Here is an 18,934-nt window from a genome sequence, read left to right on the forward strand (position 1 = left end):
GCACAAACCCAAAGCGTGTCACCCAAAAGTGCGCAGCCATAGGCAGGTCAGGTGACCTCACGCGTCCTGAACCATTGCACCAGGAAGTCGACGAAAACACGGACCTTGGCCGGCAGATAGCGGCGGTGCGGGTAGACGGCGAAGATGCCGCCGCCCGACAGGATGCGGTCGTCGAGCGCCGTCACCAGCTGGCCGCTCTTGAGATCGGGCGAGGCGATGAAATCCGGTAGGATGCAAAATCCGAGCCCCGACAGGGCCGCGGCCCGCGCCGCCATCGGGCTGTTGACCTCGATCGGGCCTGTCACCGCGACGCTCAGCTGATCGTTGTTGTCGCCCTTGAACGCCCAGTTGTTCAGCCCGCGGCCATTGGTGTCGACGATGCAGGGCATGTGGCCGAGATCCTGCGGCCGCGTCGGCATGCCATGCTTGGCGATCAGTTCGGGCGAGGCGCAGAGTTTCACTGAAAACGGCGCCAGGCGTCTCGCGATCAACGACGAATTCTCCAGGCGCGAGATGCGCACGGCGAGATCGAAACCTTCCTCGACCAGATCGACGAAGCGGTCGTCGAGTTGGATGTCGAGCACGATGTCGGGGTGCTGCTTGGCGAAGTCGATCAGCGACTGGCCGATCGGCGCATCGGCGAAGGTGCGCGGCGCCGACAGTTTGATCCGGCCGCGCACGTCGCCGGAGGATTCGCGCACGGCGTCGGCCAGGCTGTCGACCTCGCGCACGATCTCCGAGGCGCGCCGATAATAGGTGTGGCCGGCCTCGGTCATCGAGAATTGGCGCGTGGTGCGGTTGAGCAGCAGGGCGCCGAGCTCGTCCTCCAGCTCGCGCACATATTTCGACAGCAGCGCCTTGGAGCGGCCGATCTTGCGCGCCGCCGCCGAAAAGCCCTCGGCCTCGACGACGTCGATGAAGGCGCGCATGCGGGTCAGTGTGTCCATGGTCAGGCCCTTTGTGCTGCGTCGAGAAGTTTTCGGCCGAGCCGTATCAGGGCAATGTCGCTACCGGAAGGGCCTAGCAGCGACAGGCCGAACGGCGCGCCGGCGACCGAGCCGATGGGCAAGGTGATCTGTGGGAAGCCGGAGAGGCCGGCGAGGCACAGAAGATGCAGGGCGCGCTCGCGATAGGCCTTGAACTGTTCCGGTGTCGAGTCAACATAGGGCGCCGGGCCCGGCACCGTGGGCAGGACAAGGAAGCCGTCCTTGCCGAGCAGGGCGCTGAGTTCACCACGGAAGGTCAGGCGGCGCACTTTTTCGGCCTGTGTCGTGCGGTCGTCGACGGCGCGGCCAAACCCGAAACGCTCCTCGACGCCGGGGCCAAGGTCGCGCTCGCCGCTGGTGATCCATTCGCCATGCACGCCCCAGGCTTCCCTGGCCTGCAGCCGGCGAAAGCACCAGTAGAGCTCGTCAGGGGAAGAGCTGAAGCTGGTCGTCGATATTGCCGGCGTACCGAAAACCGCACCCGCCAGCGCCTTCATTCCGGCATATTCGGCAAGTGCGGGGCGAGCGACCATCTCGTCCAGCCAGGGGAGCGATATCGGGCGGTCCAGGGAATGCTGATGCGGGTCGCGGCCAAGCAGCAGCTTGCCGACGGTCTCGTAGGTCTCGATGTCGTCGGCGAACCAGCCGAACGTGTCGAAGCTCGGCGCCAGCTTCATGGTGCCATCGAGGGCGATGCGGCCATGCGTGGTGCGCAGCCCGATCAGGCCGCAAAAACTTGCAGGCGCGCGGATCGAGCCGCCGGTGTCGGAGCCGGTGGCGATGTCGGCCAGCCTGCCGGCCACCGCCGATGCCGATCCGGAAGACGAGCCGCCGGTGACGCGGTCGGGTGCCGCCGGGTTCACCGGAAACGGAAAATGCGCGTTCTGGCCGAACAGCGCGAAGGCCAGCTCGTCGGTCTGCGTCTTGCCGACGAAGCGCGCGCCGGCATCGAGAATCGTCTGCACGGGCGGCGCCGTGCGCGAGGCGGCATTGCTTTCGGCGAATTTCCTGGAATTGCCGCAGCCGGTGCGATAGCCGGCGACGTCGTAAATGTCCTTGACGGCCAGCCGCAGGCCGGCGAGCGGGCCGAGTTCGGCATGGGCCACCGGCATCTGGCGAAGATCGAGGAAGGCGTTGTAGGGGCCGTGCGTGCCTGTCATCGTTCGATATCCGGATACGGTTGCACCTACATTGTTCGATGCCGGAAATTTTACAACCTTGGATACGATTTTTATTGATTGTGACGGCAACCAGCCATATATCGCGCTTGCCCAAAGTCGCACGTGCCTGTGGGTGTCCGCCGATCCTCGAATGGTGAGGGAAATCGGTAAGGTAACTGGAGCTAACCCCTCCAGTCGGTCTAGCGGCCAACCGCCAGCCCGAGGACACCTTGAAGCAACGACGGTGCGGGCCTTTCTGGTTCTCTGCCGGTTGTCCAAAGACCGGGGTTACTGAAGAGGCACACCTTCATTGCCGGCAGTGCGGAACGGGGTTCTCCCAATCCAAGCCAAGGCAGACAAAGCGGACCGAAGCCGGGCAAGGCCGAGGTTCATCGCCGCGAGACGGCGTTTCATGGTTCCGGGGTCTCCACCGGCTGGTTCCATGGAATTTCCGTCCCGCCTTTGTTTGACCGCGTGTTCGCGAGGCCGACAGCCCGCGTCCGCACCCTTGTGCGCGCCGAAAGGCGTGATGGAGATATCCGATGGCCACCCAGCGCATCCTCGACTTCCTCGCCACCCGACGTCCGTCCGGCCCCTGCCTCGTCGTCGACCTCGATGTCGTGCGCGACAATTTCCGCGCCTTCGAGAAGGCGCTGCCCGACTCCAAGATCTACTATGCGGTGAAAGCAAACCCGGCGCCGGAAATCCTGCGCCTCCTTGCTGCGATGGGCTCGTCCTTCGACACCGCTTCCGTTGCCGAAGTCGAGATGGCGATGGACGCGGGTGCGCCCGCGGACCGCATCTCCTTCGGCAACACCATCAAGAAGGAGCGTGACATTGCACGCGCCTACCAGCTCGGCATCCGCCTGTTCGCGGTCGATTGCGTCGAGGAGGTCGAGAAGATCGCCCGCGCCGCTCCCGGTGCGCGCGTGTTCTGCCGCGTGCTGACCGACGGCGAAGGCGCCGAATGGCCGCTGTCGCGCAAGTTCGGCTGCGTGCCGGCGATGGCCGTTGACGTGCTGCGTCACGCCAAGGGCCTCGGCCTCGACGCCTATGGCGTGTCGTTCCATGTCGGCTCGCAGCAGACCGACCTGACCGCCTGGGACCGTGCGCTGGCCGACGCCAAGAAGGTGTTTGCTACGCTCGCCGAGGAAGGCATCGTGCTCAAGATGGTCAATATGGGCGGCGGTTTCCCGACGCGCTACCTGCGCGACGTGCCGGCGGCCCAGGCCTATGGCCAGGCGATCTTCTCGGCCCTGCGCAAGCATTTCGGCAATGCCATTCCCGAAACCATCATCGAGCCGGGCCGCGGCATGGTCGGCAATGCCGGCGTCATCAAGTCGGAAGTCGTGCTGATCTCGAAGAAGGCCGACAACGACAATGTGCGCTGGGTGTTTCTCGACATCGGCAAGTTCGGCGGTCTGGCCGAGACGATGGACGAGGCGATCCGCTATCCCCTGGTCACCCGCCATGACGGATCGGAGACCGCGCCTTGCGTGCTCGCCGGCCCGACCTGCGATTCGGCCGATGTGATGTACGAGAAGACGCCGTATCCGCTGCCTCTATCGCTGACCATCGGCGACGAGGTGCTGATCGAAGGCACCGGCGCCTACACGACCACCTACTCGGCGGTCGCGTTCAACGGCTTCGAGCCTCTCCGATCCTACGTGATCTGACGGTTCTTTATTTGGTGCATTTTCGGCCAACACTTCGCCTGAAAATGCGCTGAGAAACCGATCAGATCATCCGGCGCGGGCGCTTGTCGTCCGCCCGGCTTCGCTTGTGGAACAGATCTCCGCTTGCCAGGGATTGCGGAAATGGAAATGTCAGTTGAAATCGTAGCTCATGCGCCGGCCTTCATGATGGTCGCCGAAACCGTCGCCGACATAGCGGCACGCGAAGCCTTGCTCGATCGCGCCATGGGGCCGATGCGGCGGAAAAAATCGTCGGAGAAGCTGCGGCGTGGCCGCCGGCCTTCGGAAGGCCTGGCCTTCGTCGCGCGCGATGCGTCGGGCGGGGTGGCCGGCACGGTGCGGCTGTGGGACGTCAGGCTGGGCGAGGGTGGTCCGGCGGCATTGCTGCTTGGCCCGCTCGCCGTCGATCCGTCGCTCAAGAATGCCGGCATCGGCTCGGCGCTGATGCGCCATGCCGTGGCCGAGGCGGCGCGTCTCGGCCACGCGGCAATCCTGCTGGTCGGCGACGCGCCCTATTACGGACGTTTCGGCTTCTCGGCCGACAAGACGGGCAGGCTGGCCATGCCTGGCCCCTATGAACGGCATCGCCTGCTGGCGCTGGAACTGGTGGACGGCGCGCTTGATGGCGTCCACGGCACGCTGAAGGCTTGCGGCCGCAAGCTGAAGGCACAGGCGCCGACGATGGCCGCCTGAGGCATCAACCCGTCACTCCTCAAACAAACGCCGCCCGAAAAGGCGGCGTTTTTCATGATACATGAATTTATTGGGTTGCCGGGTGTTCAGCCGATCAACTGGCTGAGCGCCATGGCCACCGTCATATCGCCTTCGACTTTGATCTTGCCGGTCATGAACGCCATGGTCGGGTTCAGGTCGCCGGCGATCAGCGAGTCGAGATCGTCGAGCGAGAGTTTGATGGTGCAGTCGGTGGGGGCATCGGTGTTCGAGACGGTCGCGCCGTCGATGACGATGACGCCGTCGCTGCCGGTGTCGAACTTCACGGAACGATCAAACCCGCTACTGGCCACGCGCGACTTGATCTTCTCGGCAATCTCCTGAACGCTCACGCTGTTCTCCTGTCTGGTTGCATCTGTCGCGCGACGGCGCTTCGGTTCGACCGAAGCCCATGCTGCCTCTGAGGCGATTACAATCGCTGCCGCATATAGCTTTGGATTGACGTTTACGTCAACGCGAATTGCGACGACTGGTTCCTATCGCCGCACCAGCAATTGGAGCATCAGCGGTCAGTGGGCCGGCGGCGCTTCCGCTTCGGCAGGCTTGGCGGTCTCGGCAGCCGCGGTGTCGGAATCCTGCCGGCGGCGCAGCCAGTTGTCGCGGATTTCGTCCTTGCTCAGGAAATTGACCTGATCGACCAGAACCTCATGCACCAAGTTCGCACCGACACGGGCGTTGACGGTGTCGCGGATGGCGGCGCGAAAGGCATCGAGGTCGATCGTGGCCTTCTTGGTGAAGTCGATCTGGGGATTGGCATAGAGGTAGCTGTAGACCTGGTCGGTGATGAGTGCCTCGGCCGGGATAGACAGTTTCTTTATCTGCTCCGGTTCGACAGTGTAGACGAGCTTGGCCAGGAAATAGCCGCCGATCTTGGAGTCGCGGATCAGCGGCACCGAAATGACGTCGGTCTTGACGTAATCCAGCCCGCCCAGCATCGGCTTGGGTTTCTCGCCGACGCCGCGTTCACCGGCTGCCTGGAACGAATAGAAGACGGCGCCGAGCGTGGCGGCGCAGACCCAGACCGCGATGGCGATGATCTTGATCATTCAGAGCCCGTCGGGATCATGCCCTAGCCTTTCATCCGGCCGAATTCGCCGGCGGAGTAGGTGCCGTCGGTTTCGGCGCGCTGGATGGCACTGCGCAGCAGGCCGGCAACCTCGTTGACGGCGCTCAGATGCGCCAGGATCGCCGCCTCGTTCTTCGCCAGTTTCTGGCGCAGCCGGGTGAGGCCCTCGCGGTGCTGTTCGAGGAACTCGGCTTCGCTGCCGCCCTTCATGGCGCGGGTCAGCTCATAGAGATAGCGGCTCTTGCGGGCGTTCGATGCCTTGAGATCATAGCTGGTGTCGCTGCGGATGCCGGCCGTCTCTTCCTCGACCACCTCCTCGATGCGGCCGATGATGGCGGCAAGGTTTCCGGGCCGCGCGAACGGGATCGGAGCTTCCGACGCGGTGGTGCGCGCCGGCAGGTTGGCGGTGAATTCGGAAGAGTCGGTCATGGTGTTTCCCAGCCTAGATCTTGATGTCTGTTTTTATGGTTGTCTCGTCGCCGGTCATCGACCTGGCGGCCTTGCGCTGCAATTCCTGGACGAGCGAGGTGGACAGACGGGTTTGCTGATCGATCTCGGTCTTTTCCGGTCCGTTTGAGACCGGGCCGATCGGCACCTTGCGCTTGCCGTCCATATAGTGGTCGGCGAGCAGCGACTTGGCGATGCCGATGCCGCCGCGCTCGGCCATCACGTCGGCGACGCGCTCGGCGAGTTGCGACTTCCACATGTCGCCAGCCAGACCCGTGCCGTAGACGCCCTCCGTGTCCTTGGGCAGCATGTTCTGGATGAAGGTCTGCAGGACCATCGCCTCGAATTTCTTGAATTTCCTGGCCGGATCGGCTGTCGCCGCCGCCTTGTCAGCCGTGGCGCGCGACAGGATCGAGCCGGCATCGACGGATGCCGCAGTGTCGACCGAGAACGTGCCGGCGGCACCGCCAGCACGCTTGGTCAGCGCGGCGCGGGCAGCCTCGATATCCATCGGATCGGCAGCTCGGGCGACATCCATAACGATGTCGCTGGGTGGAGAAATCGCCAAGAAAGTCCGCCTTTTGCAGGGTTTCCTTAGCCGGACCATGCCTCAACAAGCTTGTGGCAGGCTTGCCGGTTCGAATTTTGCCGTCGTCCGCGATGCGTGTCCGGCAAAACTGCAAGGGAGCGAGAAACTTGCCGGCACCTTGATCCGTAACTCGCCTAACAGATATCCATGATCGTTCAGGGCTACGATGTGACGTTTACAGGCTTGTTTATCAGTGTAGGCATTTGCCTGTCGCTTGTGATGTCGGCGGCTTGGGCGATTGCAATTCGAAGCGGCAAGTCCGGCTGGGTGGATGCGATCTGGTCGTTTGCGGTGGGCGGCGCCGGCATCGCCATGGCGTTGGTTCCATTGTCCGGCTGGCAGCAGTCGCCGACCAGGCCTGTCATCGTCGCCCTGCTCGCGGCGATCTGGTCGCTCAGGTTAGGCTGGCATATAGTCGCCAGAACCCGGCACGGCGGCGACGACCCGCGTTACGCGCAATTGCGCGGCGAGTGGGGCAGGGATTTCCCACGCCGGCTTTTTCTATTTTTGCAGGTGCAGGCCGGTGCTGCTCTGCTGCTTTCGCTGTCGATCTTTGCCGCGGCCCGCAATCCGATATCGCAATTGCAAATCGGCGATTGGCTGGGTGTTGCCATTCTGGTGGCTGCCATCCTTGGCGAAGGCCTGGCCGATCACCAGCTCGCGCGGTTTCGTCAAGATCCAGCCAACAGGGAAAAGGTCTGCGACGTTGGGCTCTGGGGACTTTCGCGCCATCCCAACTATTTCTTCGAGTGGTTCGGTTGGCTGGCCTATGTCGCGATCGCATTGGACCTCACCGGCGCTTACCCGTGGGGCTGGGTCGCCCTATCGGGCCCGATCTTCATGTACTGGCTCCTGGTTCATGTATCCGGCATCCCGCCGCTCGAAGCGCACATGCTGAAATCGCGTGGCGAAAAATTCCGTGCCTACCAGGCGCGCGTCAATGCGTTCTGGCTGGGGCCGTCCCGCAATATCCCTCCACAGACATCGAAAGGTCGAGTGTCGTGAGTCTCATCGCATCCGCCATACGAACCGTCGAACGCAGCCCGTTTCCGGATTCCGTGACCCGAACGGGCATCGACTTCCTGGTCGGTCGCACGCGCCGTAGCCTCCTGGAGAGCCCCACCACTTACGAGCAGGCCTTCGTTCGCGCCATGGCCGATCATCCGATCGCCGAGCACACGCAAGCCGCCAACGAACAGCACTACGAATTGCCGCCGGCTTTTTTTGGGCTGGTGCTCGGGCCGCTTCGAAAATACTCATCCTGTCTCTACCGTCGCGGAGACGAAAGCCTGGCGCAGGCCGAGCTGCTGGCGCTAGAGGAAACCGTTGCCCACGCCGATCTCGCCGACGGCCAGGACATCCTCGAACTCGGCTGCGGCTGGGGCTCGCTGACGCTGTTCATGGCAGAGCGTTTTCCCGCCGCCAGGATCATGGCGGTCTCCAACTCGGCGCCACAAAGGGCGTACATCGAGGCGCAAGCTCGGGAGAGGGGCTTGGCAAACATTCGCGTCACAACGGCCGACATGAACAATTTTCATCCGAACGCCATGTTCGACCGGATCGTTTCGGTCGAGATGTTCGAGCACATGTCGAACTGGCAAAAGCTTCTCGAACGCGTGCATAGCTGGCTGATGCGGGAGGGGCGGCTTTTCATCCATGTCTTCACCCACAAAAGCCGGTCCTACCGGTTCGACCATCGCGACAAGTCCGACTGGATTGCGCAGCACTTCTTCACCGGCGGCATCATGCCGAGCCACGATCTGATCCGGCAATTCTCCGCTCTGTTCGACGTCGAGCAGGAATGGCGGTGGAATGGCCGAAACTACCAGCGCACCGCCAACCAGTGGCTCGCCAATTTGGACGCCAACCTGCCCGAGGTCGATCGCATCCTCGCCGAGGTCTACGGCAAGGAGGCCTTGATCTGGCGACGGCGCTGGCGTCTGTTCTTCCTTGCCACCGCCGGGCTGTTTGGACACAAGAACGGCGAGGAGTGGGGCGTCAGCCACTATCGCCTGCGCGCGGCTACATGAGATTGGAAACGCCGGCCCGATCGGGAATGGTGAGGACGTTCTGGAACGCGGCGAAGGCTTACTTCGCCCATGACGATCCACTCGTGGCCACCGCCAATCTGGTCGCTCTGGTCGTGCTTTGGAACCAGCCGTTCTATCCGCTCTATGTCTACTGGTCCGTGGGCCCCGAAATCGCGCCAACCTTCTACACATTCCTTTCGACGCCGTTCTTCCTGGCGGTTCCGGCAATGGGTCGCGCCAACGGCCGTGCCGGGCGTGCATTGCTGCCGCTCGCCGGAATCGGCAACACGGTGCTTAGTGCCAGGGTATTCGGCGTCGGTTCCGGCGTGGAGATTTTTCTGCTGCCCTGCGTGCTGCTCGGCTTTGTCCTGTTTCGGCCGAGCGAACGTGCCATTGCCATCGCCATAGCGGCGGTCGGCCTGCTGGCCTTTACGGTCCTGCATGGACGCTACGGAGCGCCCGTCCATCTCTATTCGACCGAGGAATATGCGGGTTTTCTGAAGATGAACGCCCTGAGCGCTGGCACGCTTACCGCCTTCATCGGTCTTCTCGTGATGAACCTGATCAGTCCCCCGGCCAAGCGCTGACGACTGCTACGCAGGTCGCGACAAGGCACTTGAGACGAGAAACCCCGCCGTCACCGCGATTGCGGTGAGCACGGTTCCCCAGCAGATATCCGCGATGGTGACCGCGACGGGCCAGTTCTTGAGCGTCGCCTGGTTGGTCAGATCATAGGTGGCGTAGGCGCTTAAGCCGAACACAGCGCCGTTCACCGCCGCGCTCGTCCATGATCCGCTCTGAAAGGCGGGCAGCACCGCGAAATAGACGGCGCCGGCGATGTAGATGACGTAGAAAAGTGCTGCCGCCTTGACGTTGAAATCATCGAGCAGGATCGGCCCCAGCAGCGGCTTGTAAAGCCGACTGCTCATCACCGTCAGCCAGACAGCATCGATGCACAGAAACACGACTGCCGTCGTCACATAGGCGATGCCGTAGGTCTTGATCATGTCTGCTTCCGAAATCCCATTGGCTGTTGATCTCAGCAACGGTTTTCAGCCGCGATAGTTTCGACCGGCCGAAACTCACCCGGCAAGTCGTCCGTAGCTTCGTAAAACGAGTGACGAGGGCGACTGATGAACCGAGTGGCGGTGGCGGCAGGCCTTTTCCTTTTTGTCTCCTTCAGCGGATCGGCGTTTGCCGCATCGGCGCCTGACCCCAGCGGCACATGGAACCGTGGTGACGGTAATGCGAAGGTCCGGATCGCCCCATGCGGTTCGGATATCTGCGCCACAAATGTCTGGATCAAGGACACCAGCGGCGGTGAAGCTGTCGGCGACAAGCTGGTCATGACGCTGAAGCCGAAGTCCGCAGACACGCTGACCGGCAAGGCTTTCGACGCAAAGCGGGCGCTGACCTATGCGATCCAGCTCAAGGTGACCGGGCAGACCCTGGTCACGCGTGGCTGCCTCGTTGGCGGGCTGATTTGCAAATCGGTCAACTGGTCTCGCGCTCGCTGATGACGCCAGCGGCAGGGCTGGTTCCACACGCCTTCATCTGCCGACAAAATATCCCTTTCGCCAGACTGAAACTCACACCGGATTCTTGCGTATCTACAAATGCCCAGGGGTGCCGCCCGCACCTTACAGACTTGATTCCAAACAAGGATTTTCGATGAACATCGTGCCCATTCACCGTGGCGGCTCCAACGGCAGAAAGAAAATCGCCATCATCGGGTCGGGCATATCGGGTGCCGCCGCCGCGTGGGCATTGCAGCCGAGCGCCGACGTCACTCTCTATGAGGCCTCTGACCGCGCAGGCGGCCATACCGCGACCGTCGACATCGACTATGACGGGACACCGATTTCGGTCGACACGGGCTTCATCGTTTACAACGAACTGGCCTATCCGGATCTGACCGCGCTGTTTTCGCATCTCGGCGTGGCCACGCATGAGAGCGACATGGGCTTTTCACTTTCGCTCGACGGCGGCAAGCTCGAATGGTGCGGTTCGACGCTGCGAACCATATTCGCCCAGAAGCGCAATGTCTTTTCGCCGGGCTTCCTGTGGATGCTGCGGGAAATCCTGCGATTCAACAAGGCTTGCATCGCCGAGCGTGACAGCGGCACGTTGGGCAACGTCTCGATCGGTGATTATCTGCGGACACGGGGTTTCTCCGCGGGCTTTCGCGACAATTATCTCATCCCGATGGCGGCGGCGATCTGGTCGACGCCGCGCGCCAAAATGCTGGATTATCCGGCCGCAAGCTTCATCAGCTTCTTCGAGAACCATCGCCTGATCGACAATGATACGCGGCCGATGTGGCGCACGGTGAGCGGCGGGTCGCGCAATTATCTGCGCAAGCTCCTGGCGCCGCTTGGATCGGCGCTGCGCCTGTCGTCGCCCGTCAAGACAATGGTGCGCGATGTCTTCGGCATTACCGTGTGGGCGGGCGATGAAGCGCCGGAGCGCTTCGACAATGTGGTCATCGCCGGCCACAGCGACCAGGCGCTGGCCATGCTCGGCGATGCATCGAGTGTCGAAGAATCGATCCTTTCAGCCATACCGTATCGTCCCAACCGGGTGGTGCTCCATAGAGACCCCCGCCTGATGCCGAAGCGGCGGGCCGCCTGGGCGGCGTGGAACTATCTGCGCTGCTCCTGCGATCGCGACGAACCGGAAGTATCAGTCACCTACTGGATGAACCGCTTGCAGGGAATCGACGCTGCAAAGCCGTTGTTTGTTTCGCTCAATCCCGTTGTCGAGCCGCGCCCCGAACTGGTGTTCGGCGAATGGACATTCGACCATCCGCAATACGATGCGCGTGCCCTGTCCGCACAAGCCCGTCTCGATGACATACAGGGCGTGCGTGGCACCTATTTTGCCGGCGCCTGGACCGGCCACGGCTTTCATGAAGACGGCTTGCGCTCGGGCCTCGACGCGGCGATCGCGCTCGGCGCGGAGGTGCCGTGGCGGCGATGCGCGGCGACTCTGCCCAGGGCGCTGCTGGCTGCGGAATAAGGCTTCTACCGACGTGGACGAACGGATCACCACCCTGGAGCAGAACGGCCCGCCGCCGCAGGCAGTGGGCGTGCTCTATCCCGGCGAAGTGATGCATGCGCGGCTGAAGCCGTTCGGCCACCGCTTCACCTATCGCGTATTCTCGCTGCTGGTCGATATAGACAGGCTTGCCGAACTCGACCGCATGACATGGCTGTTGCGGGTCAACCGGCCCGGCCTGGCCTCGTTCCATGAGAGCGACCATGTCGAGACACCAGGAGAAACCCTGCGGGCCTTCGCCGACAGGCAGCTTACCGAAGCCGGCGTCAAGAAGTCGCCGGCTCGCGTGCTGCTGCTCGCCTATCCCCGCATCTTCGGCTACGTCTTCAATCCGATCTCGGTCTATTTCTGCTACGACGATAACGATGCGCTGATCGCCTTGATTTACGCCGTTCGCAACACGTTCGGCGGCCGGCATATCTATGTGTCGCCGATCCGGCCGGGCGACCTCGGCCCTGCCGGGGTGCGCCAGACGCAAGCCAAGCTCTTCCACGTCTCGCCCTTCATCGGCATGGACACGCGCTATCATTTCCGCATCTTGCCGCCCGGCAGGATGGTCAGGCTTCGCATACATGAGACGGAAGACGGCGCCCCATTGCTCTCGGCCACCTTTATTGGCGCCGCGCGCCCGCTGGCAACGCCGGACCTCGGCGCGTGCCTGATCAGGTTTCCGCTGATGACTTTGAAGATCATACTTGGCATTCACTGGGAGGCGCTGAAGCTGTGGCTGAAAGGCGCACGTTTTCGTCCTAGTCCTGAAACCCCGAAGGATGCCGAGCCGCAAGCGGATGTTCCCCTGGGAACCTAGACCAGTTCAACGTTTCACGCCGCGAACGTCTTGTGCTCCAATGTCGAAAGCCGACCCGCTGCCCTTTGCGGGACTTGACGAGAACTGGTGTGCCTGTTTGACAACGGGGGGCGAGACATTTGCTGCATGGGATGGGCAAGCGGTGGGCAATCAGTGAAGCGCGTTCTTCGAATGCTTGCCGCTGTGATTGTGGCGTTCGGCCTGGCCGGCTGCACCAGCATTTCCTATTACGCGCAGTCGGTGGAGGGCCATGTGCAGATCATGGCCGCGCGGAAGAACGTCGGAAGGCTCATCCGCGATCCCTCGACGCCCAAGGCATTGCGCGCCAAATTGACGTCGGCCAGCGCCATGCGCCGCTTTGCCACGGAACAACTGGCGCTGCCCGACAACAGCAGCTATCGCAGCTATGTCGACATCGGCCGGGCCGATGTGACCCTTGCGGTTTTTGCCGCGCCGCAATTCTCGCTTACGCCGATAACATGGTGCTTTCCGGTCTTCGGCTGCGTTCCGTACCGGGGTTACTTCTCCCAGAAATCAGCGGCTGAAAACGCCGCCGAACTGCAGCGGCAAGGGCTGGACGTTTATGTATCGGGCGTCACCGCCTACTCCACGCTGGGCTGGTTCAGTGACCCGCTGCTCAGCACCATGCTGCGCCAGGACGACACCTATATCGCCAGCCTTATCTTCCATGAGCTGGCGCATCAGAAGATCTATGTGAACAACGACTCCGCGTTCAACGAGGCTTTCGCGGTCGCCGTCGAAACCAGCGGTGTGAGGAAATGGCTCCGCGCCACCGGCGATCCCGCCGGATTGCGGCGTTACGAAACCGATCGCAAGCGCCGGGCGGATTTTCTCGGACTGATCGCGCAAACGCGCGATGAGTTGCGGCAGGTCTATGGAAGTCCCCGCGCCCCTGCGCAGATGGCGGCTGCCAAGGCGGCCACGATCGACAAGTTGCGGATGCGCTACCGGCAGATGCGGGACAAGCGCTGGGCCGGCTACCGGGGATACGACGCCTGGTTCAATGCCCCGATCAACAACGCAAAGCTCGCCGCGACTGCCGTCTACGGTGAACAGGTTCCGGCATTTCTTCATCTGTTCGATGTGTGTTCCGGCGATTATCCAAGGTTCTACGCTGCCGTTCGACGGATCGCGGATTTGCACGAACCTTCCCGTGCCGAAGCGCTCAAGGCTGCGGATACGTGCAATTGACCTGAGCAAGCACTGGACCCTGCCTCTGCAATGCTCCGATATCGGCGGTAGGCTCTAGGCAGAATTCCTCGTCAACAGTGACGATCCGATATCCGCGTCGAGTGAGAAACGCTCGCAGTGCTCGCCGTCGGTGTTATCGATGAAGCTCTCGATATGTTCGAAGCCGAGCTTCGCCAATATCCGCAGCGACGCGAAATTGCGCGTCGCTGCTTCGGCCGTCACCCGTTCAAGCGCCAGGGTTGCAAAGGCATAGCGCAGGACTTCGCGCGCCGCTTCGCTGCCCAGTCCGTGCCCCCAATGCGCCCGCGCCAGCACAAATCCCAACGCGGCTGAATTGGCGTCGGCCGCGCCGAAGGTCAGGGTTATCGTTCCGATCGCGTCCGATACGCCTGCCAGGTCTATGGACCACTGGATCGCCTTGCCGTCAGCGAAACGCTGACGCGAACGGGCGAACCATCGCTGCCCCGCGCTTATGTCGCCGGGAACGGGATCGCCGGCAAGGGAGGCGGATTCGACATCCGTCGCGCGCGCAAACCATGCCGGGATATCCCGTTCGCTCGGCGCGCGAAGCACGAGCCTTGGTGTCGTGAGCTTGGGAACTACTTCCATGCGGGCATTTTCGACCCGAGGCGGCGCCAATGCAACGGCGCCGGCAGGCTGCGTCCGCTGACCCCCAATGACTGCCCCTCTTGCGTCCGTAACCAGCCATTCAGTGACGATCAGCCCGTGAGGCGCCCGCGAAACAGGGCGGTGCCGTCTGTGAGGCGCGATCTGGAGATGTCCCGGAATCCGGCCTCGGTCATCCATGCGCGATACTGACCTTCCGTGTAGGATTCGCCGTGGCGATAGAGGTTCAGGAAGGTCAGATTGAGAAAGACACCCTCGGGCGGGCCGAGGCGGTCGTCATCGACGACACCCCACCCGGCAATTGCAATCTCGCCTCCTGGTGTGACGCAACGCGCCGCGTTCAGGATCGACCTGCGCGCCTGGTCCGGCGGAAGGACCTGGACGACGGCCTTCAGGATCGCCAGGTCGTGCCGGCCGATGGATGGCGCGACAGTTATGTCCCCTTCTTCGACAACCACGTCATCGGCACCGTATTCCGCCAGGATAGAAGGCGCGACCGCCGCGACTGTCGGCAGTTCCATCAGCGTCGCCGCGATCTGTGGCCGCTGCTCGCGAAGTCCGACGAGAATGGTCCCGGCGCCCCCGCCGATGTCGATCACCGAACGGATCGCGGAGAGGTCGATCTCCCGGGCCAGATGTCGGCCGAAAATCACCCCGCCCGGTGCGAGCATGCGGCTGAAGGCCGCCGCGGACTCAGGCCCCGCTTCGGAAAAGTCGTGCAGCGCGGCCGGCCGGTTCTGGCGCAGCGACTCCGCGGTCAACAGGTCGGCTCCCCACAGTTCGCGCAGGAGCGCATGATCGCCGCCGCGATAGGTCGGCTTGGACGCGTCGAGGAAGGCCGCCGCTTCGGCTCCGTTGCGAAACCGGCCATCCTCGACCTCGAGGAGACCGATGCTGGCGAGCGCGTAAAGGAGCCGCGACAGACGATCGGGTTCGACCTTGAGCGTGGCCCCAAGGCTGCCGGCAGTCGCCGCATCGCTACCGAGCCGGGTGAAGATGCCAAGGTCCAGCCCGGCTCGAAGCGCCAGGGCGGGGGGCACCGCAGCGATCAGCCTGTCGATCCGGTCGGAATCCACCATGTCGCACCCCTCCCACGATCCAGGACCGACCTTGAAGCAGCCCCCACGAGATTAGAGCTTCCGTTCTCCGGAAAGTGAAGACGAAATCATTGCCTTGTACGGCCGACATGCGCTGCAAAGCTGCCGTTCGCGTCGTGGGCGACTTGTGTTCGCAACGGATTCCGCCGCTATTCCTCGTTCCGCTTCTGCGCGATCAGATCCAGCCTTTCGCGGTCGGAGCGCTCGCGCTCGTCGCGGTTGCGCACGTCCTTGTAGGCGCGCTCGACCATGTTGGTGCGCGCGTTTGCCGTGGCGATCAGGCCGGCCTCCTGCCTGGCGCTTTCCAGGCTCTTCTCCTGGCGCACCACCGCCTGGGCGATGCGGCGGTGATAGAGATCCGGGAACAGGCCGGACAGCGAATTGTCCTGGTCGAAATGGCCGATCAAATCCCTGGCCTCGGTTTCCGCCGCGTTTGCCGCGGCCAGGAAGGTGGCGTGGCGGGTCTCGTGCAGCGCCGTCAGTTGCTCCTGCACCTTGACCAGTTTCTTCAGGCGTTCCTTGCGTGTGCTCATCTCACCTCGCCAGAGTCAGGTCGACGAAACCGTCGACAAACAGCGACAGCATGGTGCCGAAGGCGAAATAGAAGATGATCATGCCGCCGGCGATGACGAAGGGCTGGGAGATGAAATAGATCGGGATCTGCGGGGTCAGCTTGTTGACGAAGCCGATCGTCAGGTTGACCAGGATGGCATAGGCGACAAACGGGCTGCCGAGGCGGATGACCAGGAAGAAGGTGTCCGACACGGTGTCGGTGATGTCGACCAGCGCCGCCTGCGGGTTGAAGAAGACGTTGACCGGCGCGACCGTATAGGACGCCACCAGGGCGCGCACGATCTCGTGGTCGAAGTCGAAGACGAACAGCATCAGCAGCGCCGAGAACGAGATGATGGCGGCGAGCGCCGCCTGCGGTTCAGGCTCCTCGATCGCCGGCCCGCCCGAGCCGCCATAGCCGATCAGCATGGCGATGGCCGAGCCCATGAAACGCAGCGCTTCCATGTAGAGCCTGGTCATGGCGCCGATCAGCCCGCCGACCAGCAGTTCCGAGATGATCATCGGCACCAGGATCTGCGGGCGCGGATCGACGAAGGGGATGATCCGGTCCCACAGGAAGGCGAGCAGGCCGCCGGTGGCGGCAACCGCCACGAACAGCCTGACCTGCACCGGCACGCGGGCGCTGGAGAGGCCCGGCATCAGCATGAAGCAGGCGCCGATGCGGCAGAAGGCGAGGAACGCCGCGATGACGACGCTCTGCGAGAGAACGCTCACGATATGGTCCCGAGCACCCTGATCTCGACGCCCTTGGCGATTTCGACATGGGAGAGCACCGGCAGCGTGGTGAACAGTCGCTCGATGATCATGCGCACATAGGGGCGGGCGTCGGGTGCAGTGACCAGGACGAAGCGCTCGCCGGCCTCGAGGAACTTCTTGATCGCCTTGGTGGCGTCCTGGCCGAATTCCTCGAGTTGGCGCGGATCGATGTCGAACTCGCGCACCTCGCCCTTGGCGTCGCGCTTGAGGCTTTGATGGAAGGCGAGATCCCAACGGTTGCCGAGACGCAGCACCTTCAGCACGCCACCTTCTGAGAGGTCGCCGCAGATCTGCTGGGCCATGCGGATGCGGACATGCTCGACGATCTGCTCGGTGCGGCGCACATGCGGCGCGATCTCGGCGATGGCCTCGATGATCAGGTGCAGATTGCGGATCGAGACGCGCTCGGCGAGGAGCAGCTTCAGCACCGCCTGCAGGCCGGGATAGGAGATGTGCGTGGTGCAGATCTCGTCGGCCAGCTTGCGATATTCCTGGTCCTGGCGCTCGAGCAGCGCCTTCATGTCCTTGTAGGACAGAAGCTGCGGCAGGTTGTTGCGGATGACTTCCGAGAGATGGGTGAGCAGCACCGACATGTTGTCGGCGAAGGTGTAGTTCTCGCGCTTCAGATCCTCCGCGAAGGTTTCCATGACGGAATAGGCGCGCATGCCGAAGGCCGGCTCGCGGATCTCTTCGCCGGGGATTTCGGGCACGTCGCGGCTGCCGAGCAGCACCATGATCTCGCCGACGCGCATCGAATACTCGGCGACCACCGTGCCGTGCACCTTGATCTGGTAGCTTTTCGGCGGGATGGCGAAATCGTCGGCAACGCGCACTTCCGGTACGACGAAGCCGTATTGCTGGGCGAATTTCTTGCGCATCTTGGCCATGCGGAAGACCAGCTCCTGATGCGAAACCAAAAGCCGGGTCGACAGCTGCTTGCCGATCAAAAGTTCGATCTCGGCGGTGGCGAGCGAAGCCTTGACCGAGTTCTTCTCTTCCTCGGCCTTGGTCGCCTTTTCCTGGGTCTTCAGCGCCTCGGCCTCGGCGAGGACGCGGTTGGCGCGCATCGGGATGATGTAGCCGAGGCCGGCCATGCCGCCGGCCAATGCGAAGAAGGGGAACAGTGGCAGGCCGGGCATCAGGCCCAGCAGCACCAGCAGCGCCGCCGCCACGTAAAGCGCGCGCGGATGGGCGCCGAGCTGGCCGAACACGGCCTGGTTGGTCGAGCCGCGGGTGCCGCCCTTGGAAACCAGCAGGCCGGCGGCGAGCGAGACGATCAGCGCCGGGATCTGGGTGACGAGACCGTCGCCAACCGACAGCTTGATGAACACGTCGGCGGCCTCGCCCATGCCCATGCCGTGCCTGATATAGCCAATGGCAATGCCGCCGACGATGTTGATGGCGGTGATGATGAGGCCGGCAATGGCGTCGCCGCGCACGAATTTCGAGGCACCGTCCATTGAGCCGAAGAAGGAGCTTTCTTCTTCCAGTTCGCGGCGGCGCAATTGCGCGGTCTTGTCGTCGATCATGCCGGCGGAAAGGTCGGCGTCGATCGACATCTGCTTGCCGGGGATGGCGTCGAGGGTGAAGCGGGCGCCGACTTCGGCGATACGCGTTGCGCCCTTGGTGATGACGATGAAGTTCACCACGATCAGGATCATGAAGACGATCAGACCGATGACGAAGTCGCTGGCCATCACCAGCTTGGAGAAGCCGGCGATGACGTAGCCGGCGGCGTGCGTGCCCTCGTTGCCATGCGACAGGATCATGCGGGTGGTGGCGATGTTGAGCGACAGCCGCAGCATCGTGGCGATGAGCAGCACGGTCGGGAACGAGGAGAAATCGAGTGGCCGCTGGATCCACAGCGCCACCATCAGGATCAGCACCGAAAGCGCGATCGAGAAGGCGAGGCCGATGTCGATGAGGAAGGCTGGGATCGGCAGGAACAGCACGGCCAGGATGATGACGATGCCGAGCGCGAAGAAGACGTCGCGGCCGTTCTTGGCCACCGCGCCGGGCTGGATGCTTTCGCTGATCGCCATATAAGTCCTCGAACCATAGACTGCCGCGCATGGGACAGCCCGGCGAGGGTAGCTGGCC

General features: G+C 63.1%; 21 protein-coding genes. 9 read left to right on the plus strand and 12 right to left on the minus strand.

The window, feature by feature from the left end:
- Nucleotides 1-47 precede the first annotated feature (47 nt).
- Complete coding sequence (locus JG746_RS10295; RefSeq protein ID WP_202358032.1) at nucleotides 48-947, minus strand: LysR family transcriptional regulator; 900 nt, start codon at nucleotides 945-947, stop codon at nucleotides 48-50.
- A gap of 2 nt (nucleotides 948-949) precedes the next feature.
- Complete coding sequence (locus JG746_RS10300) at nucleotides 950-2,146, minus strand: amidase (protein ID WP_202358033.1); 1,197 nt, start codon at nucleotides 2,144-2,146, stop codon at nucleotides 950-952.
- A 542-nt stretch (nucleotides 2,147-2,688) separates the two neighbouring features.
- Here JG746_RS10300 and odc2 point away from each other — a divergent pair.
- Together odc2 and JG746_RS10310 are read left to right on the plus strand one after the other, a co-directional pair.
- Complete coding sequence (odc2, locus tag JG746_RS10305) at nucleotides 2,689-3,822, plus strand: ornithine/lysine decarboxylase (RefSeq protein ID WP_202358034.1); 1,134 nt, start codon at nucleotides 2,689-2,691, stop codon at nucleotides 3,820-3,822.
- Nucleotides 3,823-3,963: 141 nt separating this feature from the next.
- Nucleotides 3,964-4,533, plus strand: a complete 570-nt coding sequence (locus JG746_RS10310) for a GNAT family N-acetyltransferase (RefSeq protein ID WP_202358035.1) — start codon at nucleotides 3,964-3,966, stop codon at nucleotides 4,531-4,533.
- An 86-nt stretch (nucleotides 4,534-4,619) separates the two neighbouring features.
- Here JG746_RS10310 and JG746_RS10315 read toward each other — a convergent pair whose 3' ends face one another.
- The 4 genes from JG746_RS10315 to JG746_RS10330 form a co-directional block, all read right to left on the minus strand.
- Nucleotides 4,620-4,904: an SCP2 sterol-binding domain-containing protein gene (locus tag JG746_RS10315; RefSeq protein WP_013529756.1), complete on the minus strand. Its 285-nt coding sequence runs from the start codon at nucleotides 4,902-4,904 to the stop codon at nucleotides 4,620-4,622.
- A gap of 177 nt (nucleotides 4,905-5,081) precedes the next feature.
- The gene (locus JG746_RS10320; RefSeq protein ID WP_202358036.1) at nucleotides 5,082-5,618 is read right to left on the minus strand and encodes a hypothetical protein; all 537 of its coding nucleotides are present in this window, start codon (nucleotides 5,616-5,618) and stop codon (nucleotides 5,082-5,084) included.
- A 23-nt stretch (nucleotides 5,619-5,641) separates the two neighbouring features.
- Nucleotides 5,642-6,067, minus strand: coding sequence for a hypothetical protein (locus JG746_RS10325; protein ID WP_202358037.1), 426 nt, complete (start codon nucleotides 6,065-6,067; stop codon nucleotides 5,642-5,644).
- Nucleotides 6,068-6,080: 13 nt separating this feature from the next.
- Nucleotides 6,081-6,692 (minus strand): rod-binding protein, encoded by a 612-nt coding sequence (locus JG746_RS10330; RefSeq protein WP_202358038.1) that lies wholly within the window; start codon nucleotides 6,690-6,692, stop codon nucleotides 6,081-6,083.
- Nucleotides 6,693-6,821: 129 nt separating this feature from the next.
- On the opposite strand from JG746_RS10330, the gene JG746_RS10335 reads away from it, so the two are divergent.
- The 3 genes from JG746_RS10335 to JG746_RS10345 are packed head-to-tail and all read left to right on the plus strand — an operon-like array spanning nucleotide 6,822 to nucleotide 9,291.
- Nucleotides 6,822-7,679, plus strand: a complete 858-nt coding sequence (locus tag JG746_RS10335) for a DUF1295 domain-containing protein (RefSeq protein ID WP_202358039.1) — start codon at nucleotides 6,822-6,824, stop codon at nucleotides 7,677-7,679.
- Nucleotides 7,676-8,704, plus strand: coding sequence for an SAM-dependent methyltransferase (locus JG746_RS10340; RefSeq protein ID WP_202358040.1), 1,029 nt, complete (start codon nucleotides 7,676-7,678; stop codon nucleotides 8,702-8,704). The genes JG746_RS10335 and JG746_RS10340 overlap by 4 nt, the downstream gene beginning before the upstream one ends.
- Nucleotides 8,705-8,730: 26 nt before the next feature.
- Nucleotides 8,731-9,291 carry a hypothetical protein gene (locus JG746_RS10345; RefSeq protein WP_202358041.1) on the plus strand — a complete coding sequence of 187 codons (561 nt, stop codon included), beginning with the start codon at nucleotides 8,731-8,733 and terminating at the stop codon, nucleotides 9,289-9,291.
- 6 nt (nucleotides 9,292-9,297) lie between these two features.
- Here the strand turns inward: JG746_RS10345 and JG746_RS10350 are convergent, their stop codons facing one another.
- Nucleotides 9,298-9,708: a DUF2177 family protein gene (locus JG746_RS10350; RefSeq protein ID WP_202359308.1), complete on the minus strand. Its 411-nt coding sequence runs from the start codon at nucleotides 9,706-9,708 to the stop codon at nucleotides 9,298-9,300.
- Nucleotides 9,709-9,837: 129 nt separating this feature from the next.
- Here JG746_RS10350 and JG746_RS10355 point away from each other — a divergent pair, with 129 nt between their 5' ends.
- From JG746_RS10355 to JG746_RS10370, 4 genes are all read left to right on the plus strand, one after another.
- A complete protein-coding gene (locus JG746_RS10355; protein WP_202358042.1) occupies nucleotides 9,838-10,221 on the plus strand; it encodes a DUF2147 domain-containing protein in 384 nt (127 codons plus the stop codon).
- 154 nt (nucleotides 10,222-10,375) lie between these two features.
- Entirely contained in the window at nucleotides 10,376-11,722 is a 1,347-nt protein-coding gene (locus JG746_RS10360; RefSeq protein ID WP_202358043.1) for an NAD(P)/FAD-dependent oxidoreductase, read from the plus strand.
- Between the two features lie 13 nt (nucleotides 11,723-11,735).
- A complete protein-coding gene (locus JG746_RS10365) occupies nucleotides 11,736-12,569 on the plus strand; it encodes a DUF1365 domain-containing protein (protein WP_244730726.1) in 834 nt (277 codons plus the stop codon).
- Between the two features lie 171 nt (nucleotides 12,570-12,740).
- Nucleotides 12,741-13,781, plus strand: a complete 1,041-nt coding sequence (locus tag JG746_RS10370; RefSeq protein WP_202359309.1) for an aminopeptidase — start codon at nucleotides 12,741-12,743, stop codon at nucleotides 13,779-13,781.
- Nucleotides 13,782-13,835: 54 nt separating this feature from the next.
- Here JG746_RS10370 and JG746_RS10375 read toward each other — a convergent pair whose 3' ends face one another.
- From JG746_RS10375 to flhA, 5 genes are all read right to left on the minus strand, one after another.
- Nucleotides 13,836-14,354, minus strand: a complete 519-nt coding sequence (locus JG746_RS10375; protein WP_244730727.1) for a GNAT family N-acetyltransferase — start codon at nucleotides 14,352-14,354, stop codon at nucleotides 13,836-13,838.
- A gap of 146 nt (nucleotides 14,355-14,500) precedes the next feature.
- The gene (locus tag JG746_RS10380; protein ID WP_202358045.1) at nucleotides 14,501-15,487 is read right to left on the minus strand and encodes a methyltransferase; all 987 of its coding nucleotides are present in this window, start codon (nucleotides 15,485-15,487) and stop codon (nucleotides 14,501-14,503) included.
- Between the two features lie 167 nt (nucleotides 15,488-15,654).
- The gene (locus JG746_RS10385; RefSeq protein ID WP_202358046.1) at nucleotides 15,655-16,038 is read right to left on the minus strand and encodes a hypothetical protein; all 384 of its coding nucleotides are present in this window, start codon (nucleotides 16,036-16,038) and stop codon (nucleotides 15,655-15,657) included.
- A 1-nt stretch (nucleotide 16,039) separates the two neighbouring features.
- Nucleotides 16,040-16,792 (minus strand): flagellar biosynthetic protein FliR, encoded by a 753-nt coding sequence (gene fliR, locus JG746_RS10390; RefSeq protein WP_202358047.1) that lies wholly within the window; start codon nucleotides 16,790-16,792, stop codon nucleotides 16,040-16,042.
- Complete coding sequence (flhA, locus tag JG746_RS10395; RefSeq protein ID WP_202358048.1) at nucleotides 16,789-18,876, minus strand: flagellar biosynthesis protein FlhA; 2,088 nt, start codon at nucleotides 18,874-18,876, stop codon at nucleotides 16,789-16,791. Before flhA ends, fliR begins: the two co-directional genes overlap by 4 nt.
- Nucleotides 18,877-18,934: the final 58 nt, after the last annotated feature.

The organism is Mesorhizobium sp. 113-3-3, from assembly GCF_016756495.1.
Taxonomy (GTDB): Bacteria; Pseudomonadota; Alphaproteobacteria; order Rhizobiales; family Rhizobiaceae; genus Mesorhizobium.